At 38.5% G+C, this 22,899-nt stretch carries 30 protein-coding genes, 1 pseudogene and 2 riboswitches; of the genes and pseudogenes, 22 read left to right on the top strand and 9 right to left on the bottom strand.

Annotated features, from left to right (window positions below; translation table 11 throughout):
* The first annotated feature begins 375 nt into the window (after positions 1-375).
* The 3 genes from ACWM35_RS17300 to ACWM35_RS17290 are packed head-to-tail and all read left to right on the top strand — an operon-like array spanning position 376 to position 2,115.
* Positions 376-834 carry a GNAT family N-acetyltransferase gene (locus ACWM35_RS17300; RefSeq protein ID WP_454820080.1) on the top strand — a complete coding sequence of 153 codons (459 nt, stop codon included), beginning with the start codon at positions 376-378 and terminating at the stop codon, positions 832-834.
* Between the two features lie 11 nt (positions 835-845).
* Positions 846-1,733 (top strand): NAD-dependent epimerase/dehydratase family protein, encoded by an 888-nt coding sequence (locus ACWM35_RS17295; protein ID WP_454820079.1) that lies wholly within the window; start codon positions 846-848, stop codon positions 1,731-1,733.
* A complete protein-coding gene (locus ACWM35_RS17290) occupies positions 1,726-2,115 on the top strand; it encodes a hypothetical protein (protein WP_454820078.1) in 390 nt (129 codons plus the stop codon). The genes ACWM35_RS17295 and ACWM35_RS17290 overlap by 8 nt, the downstream gene beginning before the upstream one ends.
* 35 nt (positions 2,116-2,150) lie before the next feature.
* On the opposite strand, the gene ACWM35_RS17285 is transcribed toward ACWM35_RS17290, so the two are convergent.
* The gene (locus ACWM35_RS17285; RefSeq protein ID WP_454820077.1) at positions 2,151-2,399 is read right to left on the bottom strand and encodes a DUF3949 domain-containing protein; all 249 of its coding nucleotides are present in this window, start codon (positions 2,397-2,399) and stop codon (positions 2,151-2,153) included.
* 122 nt (positions 2,400-2,521) lie between these two features.
* A complete protein-coding gene (locus ACWM35_RS17280; protein ID WP_454820076.1) occupies positions 2,522-2,698 on the bottom strand; it encodes a hypothetical protein in 177 nt (58 codons plus the stop codon).
* Positions 2,699-2,797: 99 nt separating this feature from the next.
* Here ACWM35_RS17280 and ACWM35_RS17275 point away from each other — a divergent pair.
* From ACWM35_RS17275 to ACWM35_RS17215, 13 genes and pseudogenes are all read left to right on the top strand, one after another.
* Positions 2,798-3,313, top strand: a pseudogene (locus ACWM35_RS17275) (YfiT family bacillithiol transferase); the annotation flags it as partial.
* Positions 3,314-3,319: 6 nt separating this feature from the next.
* Positions 3,320-3,682: a VOC family protein gene (locus ACWM35_RS17270; protein ID WP_454820099.1), complete on the top strand. Its 363-nt coding sequence runs from the start codon at positions 3,320-3,322 to the stop codon at positions 3,680-3,682.
* 83 nt (positions 3,683-3,765) lie between these two features.
* The gene (locus tag ACWM35_RS17265; RefSeq protein WP_454820075.1) at positions 3,766-4,554 is read left to right on the top strand and encodes a protein phosphatase 2C domain-containing protein; all 789 of its coding nucleotides are present in this window, start codon (positions 3,766-3,768) and stop codon (positions 4,552-4,554) included.
* Positions 4,555-4,772: 218 nt separating this feature from the next.
* Positions 4,773-5,210 (top strand): N-acetyltransferase family protein, encoded by a 438-nt coding sequence (locus ACWM35_RS17260; protein ID WP_454820074.1) that lies wholly within the window; start codon positions 4,773-4,775, stop codon positions 5,208-5,210.
* Between the two features lie 108 nt (positions 5,211-5,318).
* Complete coding sequence (locus ACWM35_RS17255; RefSeq protein WP_454820073.1) at positions 5,319-5,600, top strand: YggT family protein; 282 nt, start codon at positions 5,319-5,321, stop codon at positions 5,598-5,600.
* Between the two features lie 75 nt (positions 5,601-5,675).
* Positions 5,676-6,194 carry a YbaK/EbsC family protein gene (locus tag ACWM35_RS17250; RefSeq protein ID WP_454820072.1) on the top strand — a complete coding sequence of 173 codons (519 nt, stop codon included), beginning with the start codon at positions 5,676-5,678 and terminating at the stop codon, positions 6,192-6,194.
* A gap of 533 nt (positions 6,195-6,727) precedes the next feature.
* Positions 6,728-8,269, top strand: a complete 1,542-nt coding sequence (locus ACWM35_RS17245; RefSeq protein ID WP_454820098.1) for a spore germination protein — start codon at positions 6,728-6,730, stop codon at positions 8,267-8,269.
* A 9-nt stretch (positions 8,270-8,278) separates the two neighbouring features.
* Positions 8,279-9,487, top strand: a complete 1,209-nt coding sequence (locus ACWM35_RS17240) for a Ger(x)C family spore germination protein (protein ID WP_454820071.1) — start codon at positions 8,279-8,281, stop codon at positions 9,485-9,487.
* A 6-nt stretch (positions 9,488-9,493) separates the two neighbouring features.
* Positions 9,494-9,727 (top strand): hypothetical protein, encoded by a 234-nt coding sequence (locus ACWM35_RS17235; RefSeq protein WP_454820070.1) that lies wholly within the window; start codon positions 9,494-9,496, stop codon positions 9,725-9,727.
* A gap of 16 nt (positions 9,728-9,743) precedes the next feature.
* Positions 9,744-10,865: a GerAB/ArcD/ProY family transporter gene (locus ACWM35_RS17230; RefSeq protein ID WP_454820069.1), complete on the top strand. Its 1,122-nt coding sequence runs from the start codon at positions 9,744-9,746 to the stop codon at positions 10,863-10,865.
* A 21-nt stretch (positions 10,866-10,886) separates the two neighbouring features.
* Positions 10,887-11,309 carry a hypothetical protein gene (locus ACWM35_RS17225; protein ID WP_454820068.1) on the top strand — a complete coding sequence of 141 codons (423 nt, stop codon included), beginning with the start codon at positions 10,887-10,889 and terminating at the stop codon, positions 11,307-11,309.
* 80 nt (positions 11,310-11,389) lie between these two features.
* Positions 11,390-11,893: an N-acetyltransferase family protein gene (locus ACWM35_RS17220; RefSeq protein WP_454820067.1), complete on the top strand. Its 504-nt coding sequence runs from the start codon at positions 11,390-11,392 to the stop codon at positions 11,891-11,893.
* A 62-nt stretch (positions 11,894-11,955) separates the two neighbouring features.
* Positions 11,956-12,147: a hypothetical protein gene (locus ACWM35_RS17215; protein WP_454820066.1), complete on the top strand. Its 192-nt coding sequence runs from the start codon at positions 11,956-11,958 to the stop codon at positions 12,145-12,147.
* Positions 12,148-12,178: 31 nt separating this feature from the next.
* Here the strand turns inward: ACWM35_RS17215 and ACWM35_RS17210 are convergent, their stop codons facing one another.
* On the bottom strand, positions 12,179-12,568 hold the full coding sequence (locus ACWM35_RS17210) for a YbaN family protein (protein WP_454820065.1): 390 nt from the start codon (positions 12,566-12,568) through the stop codon (positions 12,179-12,181).
* Between the two features lie 139 nt (positions 12,569-12,707).
* Here ACWM35_RS17210 and ACWM35_RS17205 point away from each other — a divergent pair, with 139 nt between their 5' ends.
* Entirely contained in the window at positions 12,708-13,163 is a 456-nt protein-coding gene (locus ACWM35_RS17205; protein ID WP_454820064.1) for a DUF2269 family protein, read from the top strand.
* Positions 13,164-13,231: 68 nt separating this feature from the next.
* Here the strand turns inward: ACWM35_RS17205 and ACWM35_RS17200 are convergent, their stop codons facing one another.
* Together ACWM35_RS17200 and ACWM35_RS17195 are read right to left on the bottom strand one after the other, a co-directional pair.
* The gene (locus ACWM35_RS17200) at positions 13,232-14,011 is read right to left on the bottom strand and encodes an alpha/beta hydrolase (RefSeq protein WP_454820063.1); all 780 of its coding nucleotides are present in this window, start codon (positions 14,009-14,011) and stop codon (positions 13,232-13,234) included.
* 120 nt (positions 14,012-14,131) lie between these two features.
* On the bottom strand, positions 14,132-14,401 hold the full coding sequence (locus tag ACWM35_RS17195) for a hypothetical protein (protein WP_454820062.1): 270 nt from the start codon (positions 14,399-14,401) through the stop codon (positions 14,132-14,134).
* A 120-nt stretch (positions 14,402-14,521) separates the two neighbouring features.
* Here ACWM35_RS17195 and ACWM35_RS17190 point away from each other — a divergent pair, with 120 nt between their 5' ends.
* Together ACWM35_RS17190 and ACWM35_RS17185 are read left to right on the top strand one after the other, a co-directional pair.
* Positions 14,522-15,259, top strand: a complete 738-nt coding sequence (locus ACWM35_RS17190) for an AlkZ-related protein (protein WP_454820061.1) — start codon at positions 14,522-14,524, stop codon at positions 15,257-15,259.
* A 116-nt stretch (positions 15,260-15,375) separates the two neighbouring features.
* Positions 15,376-15,663 carry a phospholipase gene (locus ACWM35_RS17185; protein ID WP_454820060.1) on the top strand — a complete coding sequence of 96 codons (288 nt, stop codon included), beginning with the start codon at positions 15,376-15,378 and terminating at the stop codon, positions 15,661-15,663.
* Here the strand turns inward: ACWM35_RS17185 and ACWM35_RS17180 are convergent.
* Positions 15,651-16,130: a hypothetical protein gene (locus ACWM35_RS17180; protein ID WP_454820059.1), complete on the bottom strand. Its 480-nt coding sequence runs from the start codon at positions 16,128-16,130 to the stop codon at positions 15,651-15,653. The genes ACWM35_RS17185 and ACWM35_RS17180 overlap by 13 nt on opposite strands.
* A gap of 211 nt (positions 16,131-16,341) precedes the next feature.
* Positions 16,342-16,433: riboswitch (cyclic di-GMP riboswitch) on the top strand.
* A 46-nt stretch (positions 16,434-16,479) separates the two neighbouring features.
* On the opposite strand from ACWM35_RS17180, the gene ACWM35_RS17175 reads away from it, so the two are divergent.
* Positions 16,480-17,517 carry a GGDEF domain-containing protein gene (locus tag ACWM35_RS17175; protein ID WP_454820058.1) on the top strand — a complete coding sequence of 346 codons (1,038 nt, stop codon included), beginning with the start codon at positions 16,480-16,482 and terminating at the stop codon, positions 17,515-17,517.
* 35 nt (positions 17,518-17,552) lie between these two features.
* Here the strand turns inward: ACWM35_RS17175 and ACWM35_RS17170 are convergent, their stop codons facing one another.
* Entirely contained in the window at positions 17,553-18,854 is a 1,302-nt protein-coding gene (locus ACWM35_RS17170; RefSeq protein WP_454820057.1) for an NCS2 family permease, read from the bottom strand.
* A gap of 137 nt (positions 18,855-18,991) precedes the next feature.
* Positions 18,992-20,818: an APC family permease gene (locus ACWM35_RS17165; protein WP_454820056.1), complete on the bottom strand. Its 1,827-nt coding sequence runs from the start codon at positions 20,816-20,818 to the stop codon at positions 18,992-18,994.
* Positions 20,819-20,967: 149 nt separating this feature from the next.
* Positions 20,968-21,114, bottom strand: a riboswitch (cyclic di-AMP (ydaO/yuaA leader).
* A gap of 119 nt (positions 21,115-21,233) precedes the next feature.
* Here ACWM35_RS17165 and ACWM35_RS17160 point away from each other — a divergent pair.
* Entirely contained in the window at positions 21,234-21,347 is a 114-nt protein-coding gene (locus ACWM35_RS17160) for a bacitracin ABC transporter ATP-binding protein (protein WP_454820055.1), read from the top strand.
* 38 nt (positions 21,348-21,385) lie between these two features.
* Here the strand turns inward: ACWM35_RS17160 and ACWM35_RS17155 are convergent, their stop codons facing one another.
* A complete protein-coding gene (locus ACWM35_RS17155) occupies positions 21,386-22,177 on the bottom strand; it encodes a nucleotidyltransferase domain-containing protein (protein ID WP_454820054.1) in 792 nt (263 codons plus the stop codon).
* 246 nt (positions 22,178-22,423) lie between these two features.
* Between ACWM35_RS17155 and ACWM35_RS17150 the strand changes: the two genes are divergently transcribed.
* Positions 22,424-22,873, top strand: coding sequence for a hypothetical protein (locus ACWM35_RS17150; protein ID WP_454820053.1), 450 nt, complete (start codon positions 22,424-22,426; stop codon positions 22,871-22,873).
* Positions 22,874-22,899 lie beyond the last annotated feature (26 nt).

Genomic DNA, 22,899 nt, shown 5'->3' with positions numbered 1-22,899 from the left:
GAGAGGTCCATAATGCCCGAATCAAGAAAGACAAAGATGAACCGGTCATTATGAGAGGTCCATAATGCCCGAACCCCGAAAGACAAAGATGAACCGGTCATTATGAGAGGTCCATAATGCCCGAACCACGAAAGACAAAGATGAACCGGTCATTATGAGAGGTCCATAATGCCCGAATCACGAAAGACAAAGATGAACCGGTCATTATGAGAGGTCCATAATGCCCGAAACCCGAAAGACAAAGATGAACCGGTCATTATGAGAGGTCCATAATGCCCGAAACCCGAAAAAGAAAGATGAAACAGTCATTATGAACTGTGTTGTAGTAATGCAAGTATATTCTGATGAATTCCTGACAAAAGGGAGATAGCCTGTATGTTTTTAAAAATTATTAATCGAGAAGAGCGCCCCTTGTTCCTAGATTATCTCCTTCTGGCAGACGAAAGCGAGGCAATTGTGAAGCAATACATCAATGAGGGGGAGATGTTCTCAATTCATTATGAAGGGAATATCGCGGGTGTCGTTTTATTCACCTTCCATCCAAACGATATTGTAGAGCTGAAAAATATCGCATTAGTCGAAGATTTTCGGGGGCGTGGTATGGGCAAGGAAGTTTTAAGCGAGGCCTTCGTCATATACCAGCAACAAGGCTTCAAACAAATGATTGTTGGTACGGCCAATTCCAGTATTGCTAACCTTGCATTCTATCAGAAGGTTGGTTTTAGAATGAATGAGATAATAAAGGATTTCTTTAAAAACTATCCGACTCCGATCTATGAAAATGGCATACGGGCCTTGGATATGGTGATGTTTCAGAAAGATTTAAGAGAGTGAGGAATAATACCATGAAAACAGCATTAATTCTTGGTGGAACACAATTTGTTGGAAAACGACTGGTCCAGCTTTTACTAGATGAAGGGGTTGAAGTAACGATCGCCACACGCGGGATAACGTCAGACTCCTTTGGAGACCATGTAACCAGAATAAAAATCGATCGGGAAGACAACACATCCTATCAATCTTTCCATCACAAAAAATGGGATGTTGTATTTGATCAAACGTGCTACTCACCCGTGGAGGCCTTAGATACCTTAAAGGCATTGGCAGGGAAAGTGCAAAAATATGTTTTTACCTCTAGTCAGGCCGTCTATGATTTTGGCACAAATCACCGGGAAGAAAACTTTCAACCGTTAAAATTCCAACCGATTCTAAAAGGCAGAAGGGAGTACCCTGGCTATGTGGGCTACCAAGAAGCAAAACGCGGAGCGGAAGCGGTTCTTTTTCAAGAAACAACAATACCAGTTGTAGCAGTGCGCTTCCCAATCATTGTTGGAAAAGATGACTATACAAATCGCCTCAGATTTCACGTTGAACATATTAAAGAAGGAAAAGCGGTATTCATCGAAAATCCAGACATGAGATATAGCTTTATCGATTCAAGGGAAGCCGCAAATTTCTTATATCAAATAGCGAAGTCGGATTTCCGAGGCCCAATTAATCCCGGTTCAGCGGAAGATATTAGTTTAAGAGAATTAGTGAAAGCTATTGAAGATTCCACCCAAACAAAAGCTATATTACACCATGATGGAGCGCCTTCACCATACAATTTACCTGGTTCATGGTCCGTCAACACCAGCCTAGCCAATTCATTGGGTTTCGAGTTTACCCCCATAGAAAAACTGCTAAATTCATTAATCACTCACTATTCCACGGATCCGCTTAAAAATGAATAAATTCGTGTATTCCAAACTCATGGGAATCATTCTTGGTATCTTGATGCTGATTGTGGGAGCTGGAGTTGGGTTTCTGTATTTACTAGGAACATCGCTAGGCGGAGCGTGGAATGGAAACATTGATTCAACGGGGGATCAAAGCATTTTGATCATGGTCGCCGTTCTATTAATATCAGCCTTCATTACGATCGTCGGTACCTTTGGTTTAAAGAAGAGAGCATGGAGAATTTTTTACATGGGATTTAGTATTGTGGCGGGCTTGTGTTTTCTAATAGGTTTTATCCTGTCTATAGGAGCCTTGGGGCTCAAATTTGAACTGTTAATCTTAATGGTTGGATTACTTTATCTACTACTTACCTATGTTATTAAATTAGAAAAATAAAAATGGCATGCATACAACATGCCAAACTCTAACATCTAGTTTTCTTTCCGGTGGCGAAGTTTATATATAAGTTGTGCAACTAAATTGGAAGGTAAATTAAGAAGACTTCCCTGCGCATTAAAGTGTAATTGTTGTTCTTCAAAAGACATGCTGTCATAAACATCATTGTGTGGTTTATTCTTTAACCGTTGATTCATTTCGGAAATATAGGAATATTGAATCGGAATCATGATTAAGAAATACACGATATAAAAAGACACAAGAATGATAACGGCTATATCCATAATAATCCATCCCCTTTTGGAATTTATTAACTTATTTACGGATATGGGGTAGAAATGGTTTCGAGAAAATAAGGATTTTTATTGGTTTGAGTCAAAGGGCGTTAAGATCATGTAGGGTGAAGTTAGAGGAATAATTGCTCAATGACAGCAAAAATAATAAGTCCTAAGAAAACACATGCAATAAAAAATAGGATATTTCTTTTTTCGTTTTGTACGGTTTTCTTCTTTTTTAGATTTTCCCGATAAATTTTTTGAATTAGCCGCTGTTTTAAATCATATGGATCTTTAAGTTTCTTCATGTGTAACACCTCCTTGTGAATCGATTTTTTAGACGGATGATAACGAGAAGAGGTTTCAGGATGATTTGTAAAAGCTTACGGAAGAAGGGAGATAGTTTAATGGATGAAAGATATCCAATTGGAAAATTCAAGCTGGATGGAGAAGTGACAACTAGTTTAATCGAGGGCTGGATTAAGGAGATTGAGGAATTACCAGGTTTATTAAGAAATGCGGTAAAAGGTCTAACCGAGGAACAGCTTGATACGCCTTATCGTACAGGTGGTTGGACGGTACGTCAGGTTGTTCATCATGTAGCAGATAGCCATATGAATGCTTATGTTCGATTTAAGTTAGCGCTGACAGAAGACAGTCCTACCATTAAACCGTATGAAGAAGCGAGATGGGCAGAACTTCCCGATTATCAATTGCCAGTAGATGTTTCCCTGACCTTAATTGAAAAATTGCATTTCCGATGGGTCAAACTTTTACGAAGCCTTAGTCCTGTAGATTTAGAAAGAACCTTCATCCACCCCGAATCAGGCACCGTCTCCGTCGGTGAAAATATCGGAATCTATGCTTGGCACGGGAAACATCACCTTGCTCATATTACGTCTTTATTGACTCGAAAAGGTTGGTCGGAAATGGGGATTGTGAATCCTCTAATATTAAATCGAATTGGCACGGTATTTATACCAGTTCGTGATATTAAAAAAGCAAAAGACTGGTACTGTGATCTGTTGGGGGTGACCGCAGACGGAGAAATTCAATTTGGTCATTTGTATGTTATTCCGATGAAGGAGCCTGGAATCGTCCTAGATAGCAAGATCTTTCGTGAGGATCGAGTGTTCAGTCACCCTGTTTTTCATTTTAATACGGAAAATATCGAAGAAGCATATAATTATTTAAAAGAAAAGAATATCGAGATAACAACAGAAATACAGCATGGTCATTATTTTAATTTTAAAGACCCTGATGGGAATCTTTTAATGGTTTGTAAGTGTTAAACATTATAGCTTTCATAGAACTTTAACCGATATAATCCGGGGCTGCTTAGGAGGGAGTAATAATAAAAACGGAAGAAGAATTTATGTGGGTAGGAAGTCAAGAAAGCTTTATAGATAATCCCAACGTTCATCAAGTAAACCATGTGACAATGGGTCGCTATGGAGGTAACTCCCAAGCAGGCCAAGTGAAAAATGAAGATGGATGCTTGGTTTGGACTGATAGTAAGGGAGAATGGGAATTTACCATTCTCCTTGATGCTCATTATACAGCCGAAAGCGCAGAACTTGTTTTGCAGCAATTTGCCCTTAACAAATCTGAGATAAAACAAACATTAGCTTTAACAATAAATGATCATCTCTTTAAAAAGCTAGAGGAACAGGTTACCGGTATTTTTCAATCAGAAGAGTTTCTTTCTGCATGCCGGAATGTTACGGGCGAAACTGCTTGTTTAATCGTCGCAAGGAAAGGTAAATATATTTGGTGGTTTTCAGTAGGGGATTGTATTTTATACTTGTTTCATCCCGAACTTGCAGCATTTGGCCAGTATCCGCTAAATCAAAGGCAATATTTTGAATGGATCGGACAAGTTAATACATTTGCGCAAAAAGTACCCTGTTATAGTTGTGGAAGACGGGAGTTAAGAAAGGGACTGAATCATTTATTTCTCACGACCGATGGTTTGATTGAATGTCCAAATGGTCCTTTTTTAAATCCAAGTGATATTTTCAAAGAGTTTACAAACCAACAGGATGATGAAAGTATTCGGTCATTGCTGCTGAAAATCCAAGAAAACCATGTTCGCGACAGTACAACCATCATTTCTTGGAATGTATATATTTCTGAGGAAGCCAGTATTCCTAGCGACCAATAATTACTCTTAAGAAGCCGTTTCAAACCCGTCCTAATCAGCATAAATTATCGTAAGACGAGCTGGTGGGGGTGTTTGGATGTTAGACTCCTTTTTTGAGTTTCTATATCAGATGTTTAGTCTTGTTTACCAATTTTTAATTGATTTAATCGAAGCCTTTCATGGTATTCTTTAAAAAGGTCGTAGAATCTGCGATCTTTTTTTCATAAGGGGGTAATAATATGTTAATCCAAAAAGCAACTATGAATGATCTTGAAGCCCTAACCGAACTATTTGATTTGTATCGGCAATTTTATGAACAAGAAACGGATCTAGACGGAGCTAGAGAGTTTTTAAAGGCAAGATTTGAAAAAGAAGAGTCTGTTATTTTCATAGCGATTGACCAAGAGGTACCTATCGGTTTTGTTCAGTTGTATCCAAGCTTTTCTTCTGTTAGCATGAAGCGAATATGGGTATTGAATGATTTATATGTAAAGAAAAGCGCCAGGAAAAACGGTGCTGGTGAGCAGCTAATCCAAAAGGCCATTCAATTTGCAGAGGGATCAGGGGCAAAGGGAGTTTTACTAGAGACAGGTAAGGAAAATGTAACAGCCCAAAGATTATATGAAAAAATCGGCTTTCATAAAGAAACAAATTTCTTTTATTATTTTTCCATTTAGTTTACCATGATAAATATTTCTCCTAAAATTATTAACTTGAAACCTTTTAGGGAATATAACGTATAGATAGTTGTTACAAAAATATTTATAGATGGGAAGAAGTAAATTTTGGGCACAACGATAATGCAGATTGGTCAATATATCTATGATATTTACTACTGGTTAATTTTAATATCGATTTTTGGTTCTTGGTTCCCACGATTTAGTACTTCTAAAATCGGATCGATAATCGGAAAACTTGTAGAACCTTATTTGGGAGTCTTTAGAAAGTTTATTCCTCCTTTTGGAATGATTGATTTCTCACCGATCATTGCGTTAATTGCTTACCGATACTTAGGTGGATTTGCCTTGATGGGACTTCGCCAATTATTGATTATGATTGGACTGTAATGAGCAACTTTACACTATTCCTAATTAAAGTATGTTATTATTTCCGATAATAATGATTGGGAAGGTGTGAAGAAGATGTCATTCGAAAGTGTAAAGGCTCATTTTAAAAAGTGGAATCGCGAACATGATGTGATGGAGTTTGATACATCGAGTGCCACGGTTGAATTAGCAGCCGAAACGATTGGTGTTATTCCTGCCCGAATCGCGAAGACCATTTCCTTTAGGGGAGAAGGTGAAAAAGCTGTATTGATTGTAGCGGCAGGGGATACAAAAATTGATAATAAGAAATTTCGTCAAGTCTTTGGTTTCAAACCAAGAATGCTCTCACCGGATGAAGTCCTTGAACAAACTGGTCATGAGATTGGCGGTGTTTGTCCGTTTGGGTTGAAAAATGAACTAGATGTTTATCTTGATGTTTCGATGAAACGCTTCGAGACATTATTCCCAGCGTGCGGCAGCACCAATTCTGCGATTGAATTAACGAAAGAGGAACTCGCCCAATTCTCCGGTGCAATAGGATGGGTCGATGTCTGTAAGGGCTGGGAAGAGCCTGAGCAACAACCAGAAGCCATTTTACATAGTGATAGCCAATAACTCATAAAAACAAGCAGTCGTTGTTCAAAACGGCTGCTTTTTTTATATCCGCAAGTAAAACGAGCTATCCGCAAGTAAATGACGCTATCCGCAAGTAAATGACGCTATCCGCAAGTAAAAGACGCTATCCGCAAGTAAAACGAGCTATCCGCAAGTAAATGACGCTATCCGCAAGTAAATGACGCTATCCGCAAGTAAATGACGCTATGCGCAAGTAAAACGAGCTATCCGCAAGTAAATGGCTCTATCCGCAAGTAAAACGAGCTATCCGCAAGTAAATGGCTCTATCCGCAAGTAAACGCACTAACCTCAAGTAAAACGCACTATCCGTAAGTAAATCACCCCATCCGAAAGTAAACCCGGCAAGGCACCACTGTTCACAAATATCTCCTGTTAATCCGAATACAAATCCTTTTTACATACTTTGGAAATGATTGTTAAGAATAAAGGGGGATGAGGTGAAATTTACCATGGCAGGAAAAATGCTGAAACGAACCTTGAAGAATTTTTTTCGAAAAACAAAATCAGAGCAAATGTCAGATTCATCTCCTGACCAAAATCAGTCCGAACTGACTTCTTCTTTGGATCAAAATATAAACTACGCAAAAAATTCGTTAGGGAATAGTGCCGATTTTGTTTCACGTCCAATTAAAATTGGTCCGGAGAATAATATTGATGTTTGTATCCTGTTTATGGAAGGATTAATCAATACGACCGCTCTTCAAGAGCTTATTGATTCACTGATATATAAAATAAAGCCCAATGATCTTGAACATTCTTTCCTAAATAAAAGTTCGCTTATTGTTGCGCTAAAAGAGAAAGCTGTTACGGTGGGTGGGGTAACGGAAGTGAAAGATTTCCCCACTTTAATGACCAACATCTTATCTGGACATGCTGCCATTTTGGTAGAAAAACAATCCATTGCGATTACTGTCAACATCCCTGGTTTTGAAAAACGCAGTGTCGAGGAGCCTCAATCGGCCACCTTGATTAAAGGGCCACGTGATGGCTTTACCGAAACTCTAGGAACGAATACCTCCTTGCTTCGTAGGAGAATAAAGAGTGCAGACCTTTGGATGGAAGCGAAAGAAATCGGGACGGTCACGAAAACAAAAGTTGTTGTTGCGTATATCAAAGGGATCGTCAATGAAGATGTTTTAAAGGAAGTTCATCAACGGTTGGATCGGATTAATATTGATGCGATTTTGGAAACGGGCTATATAGAAGAATTGATTCAAGACGAGACCTTTTCGCCCTTTCCAACCATATTTAGTACCGAACGTCCTGATGCTGTGGCGGGAAAGTTGGTTGAGGGGAGAGTGGCAATTTTTGTTGACGGTTCTCCGTTTGTGATCGTTGTTCCCAGCTTAATCGTTGAGTTTTTTCAGGCAAGTGAAGATTATTACCAACGGGCTGATATTGCCACATTACTGCGAATGCTGCGATTTTTCTGTTTTTTCCTTGCTTTGTTGGCGCCATCGTTGTATATCGCTGTTTTAACCTATCATCAAGAAATGCTGCCCACTACCTTATTGATTGGGATTGCTGCGCAGCGTGAAGGAGTACCCTTTCCAGCTTTTTTGGAAGCATTAATTATGGAAGTTTGTTTTGAAATTTTACGCGAAGCCGGTGTAAGAATGCCGAGAGCGGTGGGACAGGCAATGAGTATTGTTGGGGCATTGGTGTTAGGTCAGGCCGCAGTACAAGCAGGGCTTGTCTCATCGGCAATGGTCATCGTTGTTTCTTTAACAGCGATTGCTAATTTTTGTTTCCCGGCAATTAACTTGGCGACAACCGTTCGTATCCTGCGTTTTGGGATGATGACTCTGTCTGCAGCTTTTGGACTAGTCGGCGTAATGTTCGGATTAATATTACTTTGCGTTCATTTATCTACCCTCCGGTCATTCGGTGTACCCTACACGTCTCCGGCTGCTCCCTTCATTTTGCAGGACCAAAAGGACGTGTTCTTTCGAGTGCCTTGGTGGGGGATGTTTTCTCGGCCACGTTTAATTAATCAGAATAATACGATTAGGGAACAAAATAACCCTACACCCAAACCAAAAGTCCGAAAGTAGGGGTGTCTTATGAGAAAAACATTTCGAATCATCCTAATTGCCATATTATTGCTAGCGTTGTTGACTGGTTGTTGGAATCGCCGAGAAACAACGGAACTAGCGATAGCGGTAGCCCTTGGAATAGATATTAATGAAGAGGGAGAATACATTGTTTCTGCACAGATCCTTAATCCAAAAGAAAATGCTTCAGCCATTGGCGGCGGAGCAGGTTATGATACTCCCGTCACAACCTTTACGGCAAAGGGAAGAATGTTGTTGGAAGCAATACGGAAGTTAACGAAAATCACCCCAAGAAAAGTGTACCTTGCCCATCTAAGGATGGTTGTAATCGGAGAAAAAGTAGGGAAAGAAGGAATTTATGATGCGCTCGATTTATTATCGAGAGAGCCAGAGCTAAGGACAGATTTTTATCTAGTTATCTCAAAAGAAGTTAAAGCAGAGGAGATCCTTAAAGTTCTTACTAGCCTAGAGAAAATTCCAGCGAATAAATTATTCTACACACTCGAAGATGCAGCCGAATCCTATTCTGCAATCTCCAAAGTAAATTTAAATGATTTAATTGATGAAATTGTTAATACCGGAATTCAGCCAACCTTAACAGGTGTTACGATTCGGGGTGATCCAAAGTCTGGATTGACCAAAGCAAATGTTGAGAGCCTTTCACCAAAAGCATTGCTTGGATTTTCTGGAATTGCCGTATTTCATGAAAATAAGTTAGTCGGCTGGTTAGATGAACAAGAAAGTAAAGGACTCAATTATATCAAAGGTAATGTTGAGAGCACGGTCATCGTTACGGAGGTTGATGATGGAAAAGTAGCGGTTGAATTGGTAAAAACCAAAACGAATATCAAGCCAACGATTAAGAACGGAATGCCTAGGTTTGTAGTAAATATCTCTGGCGAAGCCAATGTGGGTGAAGTAAATATAAAGCTTGATTTACTCAATGAAGGGACATTTTCTGAAATTACCGAGCAAATGAACAACGAAATAAAAGAGGTTGTTCAAAAAGTGATTCGTAAAGCACAGGAAGATTATAAATCTGATATTTTTGGTTTTGGAGATTGGATTCACAAAGACGAACCGAAGGAGTGGGAAAGGCTGGAGGAAAATTGGGGTGAAATGTTTCCAGAGGTTCCTGTAACTGTAAACAGCAATATTGAATTAAGACGTATCGGGACCATTTCTGATCCGTTTCATAATGAGTTGAAGAAGGAGTAAGAAAATATGCTTAAAAGCTTCGGTTTAATTGTCATTTTTAGCGTGATTTCCTATTTTCATATTCACCAATTGGCAAAAGATAAGCTAAGACGGGAGATCTGGATATTTACATTTCTCATGCTCTTTATCACTGGAATTGGAATTGCACAGGTTAACCACCTACCAATTCCAAATCCATTAGAACTAATTTCGATTACCATGGAACCTGTAAATAAAATGTTTGCGAAGAATATTAAATGAGGGAGGAGGTTTCAATTTGGAAGAAAAAGCTAGGATTAGCCCGCTTGAGCTTAGCATCTTAACGATATTTTTTACAACGGGAACCACCATTCTTGTGATTCCAGCAACAATGACAGCTAAATCCAATCAAGATGCCTGGCTTTCTGCTCTAATAGGGATTGCCGGGTGTGCGTTAATAGGTTACTTTTTCGTGGTTTGCAGCAGAGCGATGAAAAAAGAAACATATATTCAATACCTGCAAAGAGTCTACGGAAAAGTACTTGGTAAAATGATCGGTCTTACTTATGTTTATTTTTCTTTTATAGGAGCAACTACGCTGCTCTATTATTTCGGTAATTTCACAACTACTCAAATCTTAACAAGAACTCCAATCGAAATGCTTAATCTCATGCTCGCGGTCCTTGTTATGGTGGTCGTCCGCGCGGGGATTGAGGTTTTTGCTCGAACTGGAGAGCTCCTTTTTCCGTGGTTTATTTTTCTTTTAACTGCATTATCACTGCTATTATTACCAAAACTGAAGCTTGAGAGGATAAGTCCCTTATACGAAGCAAGCTTAAGCGAACATTTATCAGCGGCTCTTGACTTTATCGGGATTGCTGGATTTCCCTTAGTCGTTTTTCTTATGATTATCCCGATGAATATTAACCGGAGGGATCGGATTAAATGGAACTTTATTATTGGATCGATTCTAGGAGCGTTTATTGTGGGGGTCATCATTCTATTATGTATTTTGGTACTTGGTGCTTCCACCTCAGCTAGGCAAATGTTTCCTAGCTATGTTCTTGCAAAATCCGTAAGTGCTTTTGACATCATTCAAAGGATTGAGTCGGTGATGGCCAGTATGTGGATTCTCTCGATTTTTTTTAAAACAACTGTTTACTTTTATGCCTGTGTCATTGGTTTCGCGCAGATTGTAGAGGTGAAGGATTACCGCTTTCTCGTGATTCCAATAGGGATCTTAACTGTTATGTTTTCAACGGTTGTCTATCCAAATGTCTCGTATATGAGCCATTGGGACAGCACTTACTGGAATCCCTATGCATTGATCATGGGGCTAATTATCCCACTTTTTACTTTCATTATTGATAAAATCAAAAATCACTCAAAGTCAGGAAATGTTAACCAAGGGATGCAGTAATCACTCAGGAGGGATGGTACAGTGTTTTCGTTGCGCGGGGATGCCCATAAAGTTTATCTTCACCTAAAAAAAACAGCAGCTGATCATCGCTCCATCACAGATTTAAAGGAAATGATGGAAATTGAAGAAATTCAAAAATTTTATCAAGCGATTGACAGCCCAACGTTACAATTAATATATTATCGGATCCTGAAAGAAAAGAATGGCTCAGGGATCATACCGATTTTTGTCACTTCGATCCCTTGGTTTTTCTTTCTGTTTTCAAAACAATTGCAGGAGCTGCTCTTTAAGGATGGCAGTTTTCTCTGGGCCGCCTTCTGCCTTATCTACTTATTTACCCTTACCTTTGTGGTCATTCTCCATTTTCGTGAAAAAGCATGGGCTGCCTTTCATCTAGAAATCATTCGCGATATTTTAAAGGGAAGAAAGGGGGATGATGCATAGGGGCTCCTTTTGATTTTTTCTGAATCTTGCATACTATTAGACTTTTAGCCTATATTTATATGTAAGTGAGGGGGATGAAGATGGAGATTAGACAATTGACTGCTGCGGATGCAGAGTGCTACTGGGCATTAAGATTAGAGGCTTTAAAGGAAAATCCAGAAGCATTTTTAACCAGCTATGAAGATGCGATAAAAAGAAAAAATCCGATTGAACAGGTTGCTCAAAATTTTACTGCAAAAGGAAATTATACGTTTGGAGCTTTCGATGGAACGGAGCTAATTGGCGTTGTTACCTTGCTTCACGAGCAAGCAGAAAAAATCCAGCACCGCTCCAATATCTTTGCGATGTATGTCACTCCAAAGAAACAACAATTAGGTGTTGGAAAAGCTTTGATGACGGAAGCCATTAACAAGGCAAAATCGCTGGATATCATCGAGAAAATTAATTTATCTGTTATGGCGAGCAATGAAAAAGCAAAAGGACTTTATCTTAAACTAGGGTTTAAAGTTTTTGGAGTAGAGGAAAAAGCGATGAAGATGAATGGTGTCTATTATACGGATGAGCATATGGTTTTACATTTATAGATACTAATGGTTGAACATCATGTATACTATTGGTATAACTTTACAATGTTAGGGGATTTTCCATGATGGATATCGGTATGTTTGGTCTTTTTGCTTTTATTCCTTTTATTATTTATTTGGTTATTCTCGGGTTCACCATTTATTTTATTGTAAGAGTCATAAAGTTCATGAATGAAAAAACCAAATTAGACCAACAACGAAATGATAAGCTGGATGCACTAATAGCAGCGATTAACAATAATAAAAGCGAGTAGCAAAAAGGGAACTGCAATGGCAGCTCCCTTTTTACGTGGTTTTTTGTGTAGAAGGTATGGTTTTTATTTTGGTAATAAAATAATAATATTTATAAATGATGACACCCAGAAGCATAATTCTGACAAAAAGTTTATCAACCATTATCATTGCCATGATGATCATCGCATCAGCAAATAATAACAAGGTAAGTTTCTGCTTTAAGGTCATCGATTTTTCTTTTACAAAGCTTTCTAAATGCTTTTTATAGAGTTGGGTTCCTTTAAACCAGATCTCAAATCGTTCCGACCCTTTCATAAAACAGAACGAGGCCAATAGTAAAAGGGGCGTAGTTGGGAGAACTGGTAGAAATATTCCCATAACCCCAAAAACGAGGGAAACTAATCCGATTATAATATAGAGAAATTTAATGAGACTTTTCAATTCGGACTGCCGCCTTTCAGGTATTTCTTTCTATTATTATACCATTAATAAACGGCAATTTTTTGACAGTAAACGTACATTCAAACCTTTTCCACCTTTGTTATGATAAAATGTTAGGGGAAGATTGGGGGTTACTTTCATGATTACTTTCTATAAGATCCTGGTTTTTATCCACATTTTTTCTGCGATAATAGGAATGGGACCGGGCTTTATTTTAACAACCGTTGTAAAATCAGGGAATACGATGACGGAACTAAGACATTCCTATGCAATCAGACATCGGTTGCATATATTTGTCATGATTGGCGGGACGCTTTTATTAATTTCAGGATTACTTATGGGGATACTCAATCCAAGTTTGTTCCGGATGGGCTGGTATGTCACAAGCCTAGTCCTCTTTTTAGCTGCCTTAGCGATTGGGCCCATTGTGCTCTCACCAAGATCTCGTCCAGTTAAAGCGCTATTAGAATCCCATCAAGGTGAGGATATTCCCGAAGAGTATCAAAAGCTGTCAAAGGTGCTTTTCAAATATGAAAACCTTGAAAATGTAATTTTTATCATCATTATTGCCTTAATGATTACTAAACCGTTTTAGTTCCAGGAGCGGAAGCCTCCGGGTTCAGCTGCGGAATATATACTTATCTAGTAAGAAAGGTATGGCTATTAATCAGCCATACCTTTCTCATCGTATAAATAGGAAAGCAACTCAGGAACTCTTTTCCTAAAAAAAGTATAATGGTGTTCGGCATTTGGGATAGTTTGAAACGTAGTATTTTCAATTTTTTCACTGAGTAATTCATACACTCCAGTAATCAAACCCATAAACAGCTCATTTTCTTCGCCAGCTTCGTTCGTTCCAAAGTCCATATAGAATCTGTCTATTGCCGATAAATCAGACTTTCGAATGAAGCTCTCTATTTCTTCTTGGTTTCGATAATAACCTGGTGACAGGGCTGCGATTCTTTTAAAAACATGAGGATAACGGCACGCTGCATATGTAGAGATTAATCCACCTAAGGAAATTCCTGCCATTGAGGTTTGATCCGGGAGGGTTCGATATTTGCGATCAACCAATGGTTTTAGCTCCTGGATGATAAAGTCTATATACGCTTCCCCTTTGCCGCTGGCCGTGCAATGATATCCTAGTATTTTATTTGCCGTTTCACCGTGCATCCAAGGGCAGTATTCATTTATCCGTTCTTCTCCTTCGGCATTTATATCAATGGCAACAACAATAATCTCCCATTTATTTTGATCTAAATAATCTTTCATTCCGAGTGAAACACCTTTAATTGCACCTTCGTCTTCAAAAACATTTTGTCCATCATGCATATATAAAACGGGATAATATTTGTTGTTTTGATCGTAGTTGGATGGGAGATAGACACGGACGGTTCTATCGTGATCGAAGGCTGACATATAGACTGGAAATATCTCTAACATAGTTGCTCCCCATTTCTATTATTTATAACTATAATTTACCATAATTTTAAAAATTTTGGCTAAAAAAACAAGCAGCCGTTTTATGTAGGGCTGCTTGCTTACGCGTGAAGAATTTAACTGTTAGAACCACCAAAATGGTCTTCTATCATCTCTGCGATCGTCTCTGCGATCGTCTCTGCGATCGTCACGGTCACGTTTTCTTCTGTCATCCTCATCAATAATAATCACACGATCTGCACGGATAATTACCTCATCTGCATTAATTACAATTCTTCTTCCATTATTACGATCAGATACGCCCGCTACATCGTTGTCATCACGATGTCTTCTTTCATTTTGATCGCTTACACCTGCAACATCATCGTTATCAAAACGTTGTCTTCTAGACATATTGTTTCCCTCCTTTCTCACTCATACCACTAAAATATGCATGTCCCAAAAATTGTGATTGGACAAACATGGAATTTTTTAAATAGACCATGCTGTGATTAGGTGAAAGGGGAATAGGAGATGAATAGAGAAGTATTACTAAAAGAAAATTTTTATTCGAAAAAAGGGAGAATGGTTGGGATGCAGGAATATAAGATTCAAACCTATGAAGAAGCGGTAGCGGTTATTAAGGAGATTGGTTTTCTGCCATTGGCACCATTAATACCGAATTATCCTTCATTGGGTAGTATGACAATGCATGAACACTGGCATTCAGATTCAGAATTCGACCCTTGGTTATGGCGCACTCGTTTTTCAGCGGATGGAGTGGCTGCATATGGGAAGTTTGTTAAAAAGAAATCTGTATTCATTTCCAGTGAACTATTGCCATTGGCAAGAGCCGTTTTGGGGTCGGAGCAATCAGTCAAACAACGATATGCAGACGGCCTTATGTCAAGGGAAGCACTAGAATTGTTTACTCTTATCAGTGAGGAAGAGGGGATCGATACAAGGGTTTTGCGATCAAAAGCAGGTATGAAGGAGAAAGAAAAGAAAAAAGCATTTGATAACGGCTTATTAGAATTACAAGGCTCTATGGATATAGTGGTTTCAGGTACCAAAGAGAAAACAAACTCTTTGGGAGAAAAAAATGGCTGGAGCAGTACCTCTTTTGAAACCATAACCTATTGGATTGAAAATCATAATATTGCACAAAAAGAAATCACTCAGGAAGAGGCAAAAATGCTGCTTAAAGATCATTTCGGAAACTTCTGCAGTCCAGAATCTCTAAAAACTTTAGCAAAAATTTTTAAATTTTAGAGGAAATCGTGCTGATTTCCTCTTTGTTCATATCATCATATATTTTCACCAAGTTTGTCCCATTTCATCGGATACCTTCATATTAATGTAGAAAGACAATTAAGGAGTGGCTGATAATGAAAGGGGCAAAATTTTGTATATTTCCAGGTTATCGATGGTGTGGTCCGGGATGCAGCGGTCCGGGTGCACCGGTAAATGATGTTGATGCTTGCTGTTATAAACATGATCGCTGCCTAAAAAGAGGAATTCCAAGCTGTTACTGCGATGAGCAATTTCTTGAGTGTCTCCGGCCAAAAATAAATGCCCGCACGCAAAAAGGCAGGCAGGCAAAACTCATGTACAATGTCATAAAACTAAAAACGGCATTCACTTGTCCAAATCGGAAAAGGCGCTATGGTCGATAACCCTGAACAGCTTTTTTCTCCAGGCTGCAAATCCACTTATAATAAAGTAGTAAAATGAGCAAGAGAATAGGATCTGCAATGGCCGCATGCCAAATCTCCCACCAGCCATAATGGAAATATCCCCACGGTTCAGGAAGCAGGGTAGCCATTTCGTAAAGTAAAATAGCAATAACAAATAGGATAAAGAAAAATAGTTGTTTTAAAAAAGTACCTTTATGTGGATACCAATTTAAAAATATCATATTAACAGGGGGGATTAAAATTAAATGGGCAATGAGTCCCTTCCAATCGATTTCTTTTTCGAAGTACCAATAACCATGATATTTGAATTCCACTATTATATCGAAAATAACCTGAAAGGCAATTGTGAATGACCAGATATGAACAATTTGATTCCCCGTGAGCTTTCTATTGGTTTTGAATGCTATAAAATTAAAAATGATCACCGCAAGCATTAGTCCAATCATTAGAAATTCCTTTTTATTTTTATCTTACCCCTCTGCACTTATCTTATTCTGGTGAGGAAGGAAATCAGGGTACACATCCGACATCTATACAATAATACTTTATTTACAGAAATTCCATTATAGCAATACCAATGAAATCGATGGTATAATCGTTGTAAAGAAAAAGGATCGTAGCAGTGACCTTTGTTGGGGGTACTGCTTTTTTTGCATAAAATCGATAGGGCAAATCTGTTGAAAAATAGAGGCGCAAAGCTATAGGGGCTAAATTCACAGGGTGTGTGAATATGCCAGCCAGCTGCCGTGTGGACGGGGCTAATCGATTGAGATTAGTTTGGGAGATGAAGCATCTTTGAATAGGAAATTGGAATCATTCGATGAACTGAAGAGAAGTATTTTTCTTTGGATTGGACCTTGTATTGTCATGGCACTCATTATTAATACACTTCTGCAAAATATAGATATTTCCAGTAAGTTTGATTTTACGATTAATACTACACTCTCGATTTGGTTTATCATTTGCTGGGTTTTTATTTTCAAAAGATGTTACATCCGTTTTGCTGAATATTCTAGTTTGGTATTAATCAGTGTTTATCAAGTAGTGACATTTTTTGATGTGGTCCGAAATTATATCGCAGTATCAGGTGGTTCTCTTGGGGATTTTATTATTTGGATGCCGATGATCATACTGTTATTTTTCTTAATCCTCGGAACTAGACGTGGACTGTATTTCTCGATTATGATTTTTATCATTAACTTTGTAATCGGTATCTTGTATTTTTATAGTCTTTCTTCGGAATCGATTGATTCCCTTGGGCAGTATTACTTGGCCAATTTAGTTTATATCATTGTTCTTTATTATGCGCAGCATATATTTAAGACTTATGCTGATTTGGAAATGTTTAAGAAGTATGCCTTTATCGATTCCTTAACGAGAATCGCCAACCGGCTCCAAATTGATGTATGGCTTGAAATAAATCTGAAAGCTTTTCGTGAAAAGGGAGAGCACTTCTCCATCATCTTTTTTGATATTGACCATTTTAAGGCAGTCAATGATAACTATGGACATAAGGTCGGTGACGAAGTCTTAGTCGAGCTTGCCGAATTGGTTCGAAGCCAACTATCAGAACAAGAGCTCTTTGGCCGTTGGGGCGGGGAAGAGTTTATCATCATTTCTAATATAACAGGTAAGGATGCTGCCAAACTTGCAGAACATCTAAGAAGTGTCATAGAAACCAACCATTTTAATGGAGTAGGAAGTATTACTGGAAGCTTTGGTGTGACTCATTCACAACCAGGTGACTCGCAAGATACTTTGTTAAACCGTGCTGACAATGGGTTATACAAGTCCAAAAAACTCGGGCGGAATAAGGTGTGTTATATAGACTAAAAAAGGCCGGTGCTCCGGCCTTTCTTAATTTTCATTTAATGTGGTAAAAAGGCAAGCTGGTAAAAGAACAAAACGGCGAAAACATATACAAGTGGATGTACCTCGCGCCAGTTTCCTTTTACGATTTTTAAAAGTGGATAGCTGATAAATCCTAGAGCAATTCCAGTTGCTATGCTTGAAGTCAGTGGCATACTTAAAATTACCAGGAAGGCAGGAAAGGCTTCATCAAGCTCATTCCAGCGGATTTTTGCAATGCTGCCCATCATCATGCTGCCAACAATAATTAGAGCAGGTGCCGTAATTGCTGATATCCCGGAAACAGCGCTGACCAGTGGGCCAAAGAAGGCAGAAAGAATGAACAAAACTGAGACAGTAAGAGAGGTTAGTCCTGTTCGACCACCAGCTGCTACCCCTGAAGTTGATTCAATGTAGGCTGTAGTTGGACTTGTCCCAAACATGGCACCGACTGCTGTGGCAACCGAATCAGATAGTAAAGCCTGACGGGCACCTGGTAATTTGCCATTCTTTATTAACCCAGCTTGGTTTGCAACTCCAATCATTGTCCCTGTTGTGTCAAAAATAGTGACTAGAATAAATGAAAACACTACTGCATACAAGCTGTGTTGAATAACATCCGTAAAAGCAGTAAAGGGATTACTGATAATCATTCCCTCAGGAAGAGAAGGGAGAGAAACGAAACCTTGATCAAAGGAAAGTTGATTTGTAAAAAAGGCAATCAGTGCGGTAATAATCATTCCCAAAAATAATGAACCATTGATTCTTAGTGCCATTAAGATAAGTGTGACGGCCAGTCCAACAATGGCAAGCCATGCAGAAGGGGCACGAAGATCTCCCAAACCAACAAGGTTGGTAGGGTGAGCTGTAATAATATGAGTAAGTCTGAGGCCGATAAACGCAATGAATAATCCAATTCCCGCAGTTATGCCATGCTTCAGGTTTTCAGGAATCGCATCAATTAATTTTTCCCGGAAAGGTGTTAATGACAATATTACAAAGATGATGCCGGCAACGAAAACAGCAGCAAAGGCTGTTTCATAGGCAATATTTTGGTGGCCACCGACGACTGAGTAGGCGAAGTAGGCGTTAAGTCCCATTCCTGGTGCAATCGCAATGGGGTAATTGGCAAACAAGGCCATCCAAAGTGTTCCGATAACGGCTGAGATGATGGTTGCCGTGAAAACTTGCTCGAATGGTACACCAGCATCTGCTAAAATAACTGGGTTTACCACGACAATGTAAACCATTGTAAAGAAGGTAGTGATACCGGCAAGCAGTTCTGTTTTTGTATTAGTATGGTTCTCTTTGAGTTTAAACATGGTTTTCCTCCAAAACACGAACGTTTTTTAATAACTTAATAATAATATTCGTTTTCTATTGTTTTTTCAAGAGGGAATTATTTTATTTATACAAAAAAAGCATCCCATAATATAGGGATGCCACAAAATAGCTTATATTATTTTTTTAAGTGATAAGGAACCGTCGTGACGACTACGTTTCTTCGATACAGCAATAAGGTGCGAATCAGGACCCCAGATTGGTTATGAAGAATATTATGCCAGCCTTTTTTAGGAATAAATTGTGGGATGACCACTGTGACTTTGTAGTTGGATTCACTCGCCTTATGTTCCACAATATCAATAAATTTCGTCAGCGGGTTAATGATACTTCTATAGTGAGAATGCAATGTCACAAGTCGTACATCCGGCTGCCACTTCTTCCATTTTTCCTCAAACTTTTGCTCCTCTTCTCGATCAAAGGCAACGTATACGGCAATAATTTGATCTGGGGAAAGGGATTTAGCATAATTTATTGTGTTTTCTACGACATGAGTAATACCAGCAACAGGTACTAGGATGACATTCCCTTCAATCGGTACAGCCGGCTCACATGTAGTAATCCGGAGTTGGTCGCCAACCGCATCATAATGCTTTTTGATCCGGTGAAAAACAAAGATAATAATTGGTAAGAAAATTAAAATCGACCATACCTGCGAGAATTTTGTTAAAAAGAACATTAATGTAACGATAAAGCTAATCAAGGCTCCCGTTGTATTGATGATAAATTTTGGAATCCAACCGGTTGGTTTTTCTCTAAGCCATTTCACCATCATTCCTGTTTGCGACAATGTAAATGGAACAAACACGCCGACTGCGTAAAGAGGAATAAGATGCTCTGTTTCTGCATGAAAAGCAAGGATCAGTAAAATCGATGAAATTCCAAGGATAATGATTCCATTTGAGTACCCTAATCGGTCCCCGCGAATAAGGAACATCCTTGGAATAAACTTATCTTTAGCAAGATTAACCGCCAGCAATGGGAAGGCAGAATATCCAGTATTAGCAGCAAGAATTAAGATTAAGGCTGTTGTTCCTTGAATAAAGAAGTACATAAAGTTTCGTCCGAAAACTTCCTCTGCAATTTGTGATACCACCGTTACCTCAGCTCTCGGCGAGATGCCATAAAAATAAGCTAACGTAACGATTCCTGAAAAAAGGATCGCAAGCAATAAGCCCATCATCATTAATGTTTTAGCGGCATTGTTAGGAGCTGGATCCTTGAAGTTAGGAATCGCATTGGATATAGCTTCAACTCCAGTTAAGGCAGAGCTTCCAGAAGCAAACGCCCTTAAAAGGATAAACAGGCTGATTCCAGCCACAGGTGTACCAATTGGTGTATGCAGTTCAGGTGTCACTTGTCCGGTAGCAATATTGTAGATACCAACACCAATTAAAATAAACAAGGCTAATACGAATAAGTATACCGGATAGGCTAATATCGAAGCTGACTCCGTTACACCTCTTAGATTTAATATTGTAATAAGAATAACAAATACTATCGCAATTTCGACATTAAAGCCATGTAAATTAGGAAAAGCGGAGGTAATTGCATCCGTACCAGCCGACACACTTACCGCAACAGTAAGGATATAGTCAACCAATAATGAGCCCCCAGCAATTAAGCCTGGATTAACTCCTAGATTACTTTTAGATACTACATAAGCTCCGCCTCCGTGTGGATAAGCAAAGATAATTTGGCGATATGACAATATTAGAGCTGTTAATAGTATCAATACACCTATTGCGATAGGGACGGAATACCAAAAGGCTGCTGCTCCTAATGTAACCAACACGATTAGTATTTGTTCAGGACCATAGGCCACTGATGATAACGCATCAGAAGAAAGAATTGCTAATGCTTTCGTTTTATTAATTTTTTGTTCCCCTAATTCATGGGATTTCAAAGGTCTTCCAATTAAAAACCTTTTAATGGCTGAAACCATTATAAATACACCGCCTGCTAGTTATGTTTGTTAGTTATGTTTCCCAAAAAAGTCTAAAAGAGATTAATTTCAGGAATAAAAAAAGTGCCTACAAGTCATCAGTAAATAGACCTGTAGACACATTATTTTTCAAGCGTCACAAGCTCCACCTTCCTTCTCATATAACGCTTACGAGGTTAGCTGTCGGATTCGGACCATTGAGTAGCCCTACCTTAAAAAGGATTCACCCCTGGATTATAAAAAATAATCCGCGTAAATGGTTCCCCCGTACCGTATGGTTTCAGCGATTTAGAAATTTGAAACTGTGATTATATTACTCCTGTATTCTCAAAAAGTAAATGAATTTTTTATGAAAGAATAAAACTTATGAAAAAGGACATGTTGATGATGTATTAAATACGAAAGGAAAATGAATATGACGAAAGAAAATCGTCCGTTATTATCTGATGAATTTTTAGATGAAATAACAGAGGAAATTAATCAACTATATGGGGAGCCCCATGAAGAACAATCGGAAGAAAAGGATTAAAGAGGAAATCATGCTCGATTTCCTCTTTTTATTTATGGTTACCATACTTCATTCAAGGTTTCTCTGAATAATTGGTTCAAACGTTCGGTTGGATTAGAAATGTCCATCTTAATTTCTTTTGCATAATCCTCTAAATGCTGTATTTCCTCATTTAAAAATTGATTGATCACGACAACCTTAGGCTCTAGGTTTAGCTCTTCTCCTGCAATTTTCCGTTCTAATAACGTTTGAATGGCCATTTTTAGATCGCCTGCTTGGAGGATATCTCCGAGCAAATCTGTAAAATCGACTGGAGGAATAGTTGAATATTTTTCAATCCATTTGGCTGCAAGAATCGGCCGGAGGACATAGAAATATTTTTTTATTTTGACTTCCTCACGTTGTAAATAGTCCCTATAGTTGCCTTTGGCCATATTTAAATAATGATAGATACACGAAGGTGGAGCAAAGATGTCGGTTGCCAATTCTTTTAATTTTTCAATCGTCGAGTATTCCTGATAATAAATAATATCCGAATGCAGCCATTCCAACAGCGGTGGGTTTGATTTGCGAAATAGCTTTAACGCCTTCGTCAATTCCCAACCGCTTACATCTAAAAGGTCATCCATCGGGATTGAAATTTTATCATGCTTCGGAACCTCAATCACATCGCGCATCTGGTCAATCGAAAGATACCAGTCCGTTTTATGGACATAAATGAATCTGACATCATAATCACTGTCTTTTGATGGGAAGCCCCAGGCTCGGCTGCCGGATTCACAGGCAAATAGAATTTTCACTTCATACTCGAGTTCAATTTGTTTAAGTACTTCTAGAATATGTTCTCTCATTGAAAAACCCCCTGTATATTCAATATCTTTATTATGGGTGAAACCAAAAAAAATTGCCCCATAAAGTTTTCTTCCTACAGGAATGTAAATGAAAACAAAATATCACGATAATCCAACATGAAACATGTTCAGATCAAGGATCTGAGAATAACGCACTAGTTATTGAATATATAAACAATAAGGGGTTATGCCTGTCGCCACAGTACATGGCGCTTGCGCAATTCTGATTAACGGGAGGTGTTGATGTTGTTATCTAGGCAATTAATCATCTATTTCTTGTTATGCTTGACATCCATTGTAATGGTAAAGGAATTTACCTTTGGTCCTGATGTATTCTCTGGTAATGGAAATCCCGTTATTCTACTTTTTCCCTTCGTGATTTTAACCTTTTCCCTCTTTGGCTTTGAATGGTTTGTAAGATTAAGGGAAGCACAATTTCAATCGAAAACTTGGGGCTTCCTCTTAACTGGTGCGCTCGTTCTCTTAATCGTATCAATTATTTTAGAAACTTTCTTTGTGAAGGAACTTGTCCAGCAATTAGGAGGAACCCCCACGAATGCCGATTCACGGATTTATCGTTATCCATGGTTAAATCAATACACCAATACGTTGTTTGTTAATGTTTATACCTTTCTGATATATTTCTCTTCCTTGACCTTATTGATCACCATATCCCGTATTAAGGGTAAGTCGTAAATTCCCTCACTTCCTTTTAATTTCTT

This window comes from Neobacillus sp. K501 (assembly GCF_053749995.1).
Note: the sequence above shows the minus strand (reverse complement) of the source record. Positions and strands in the feature narration are given on the sequence as shown.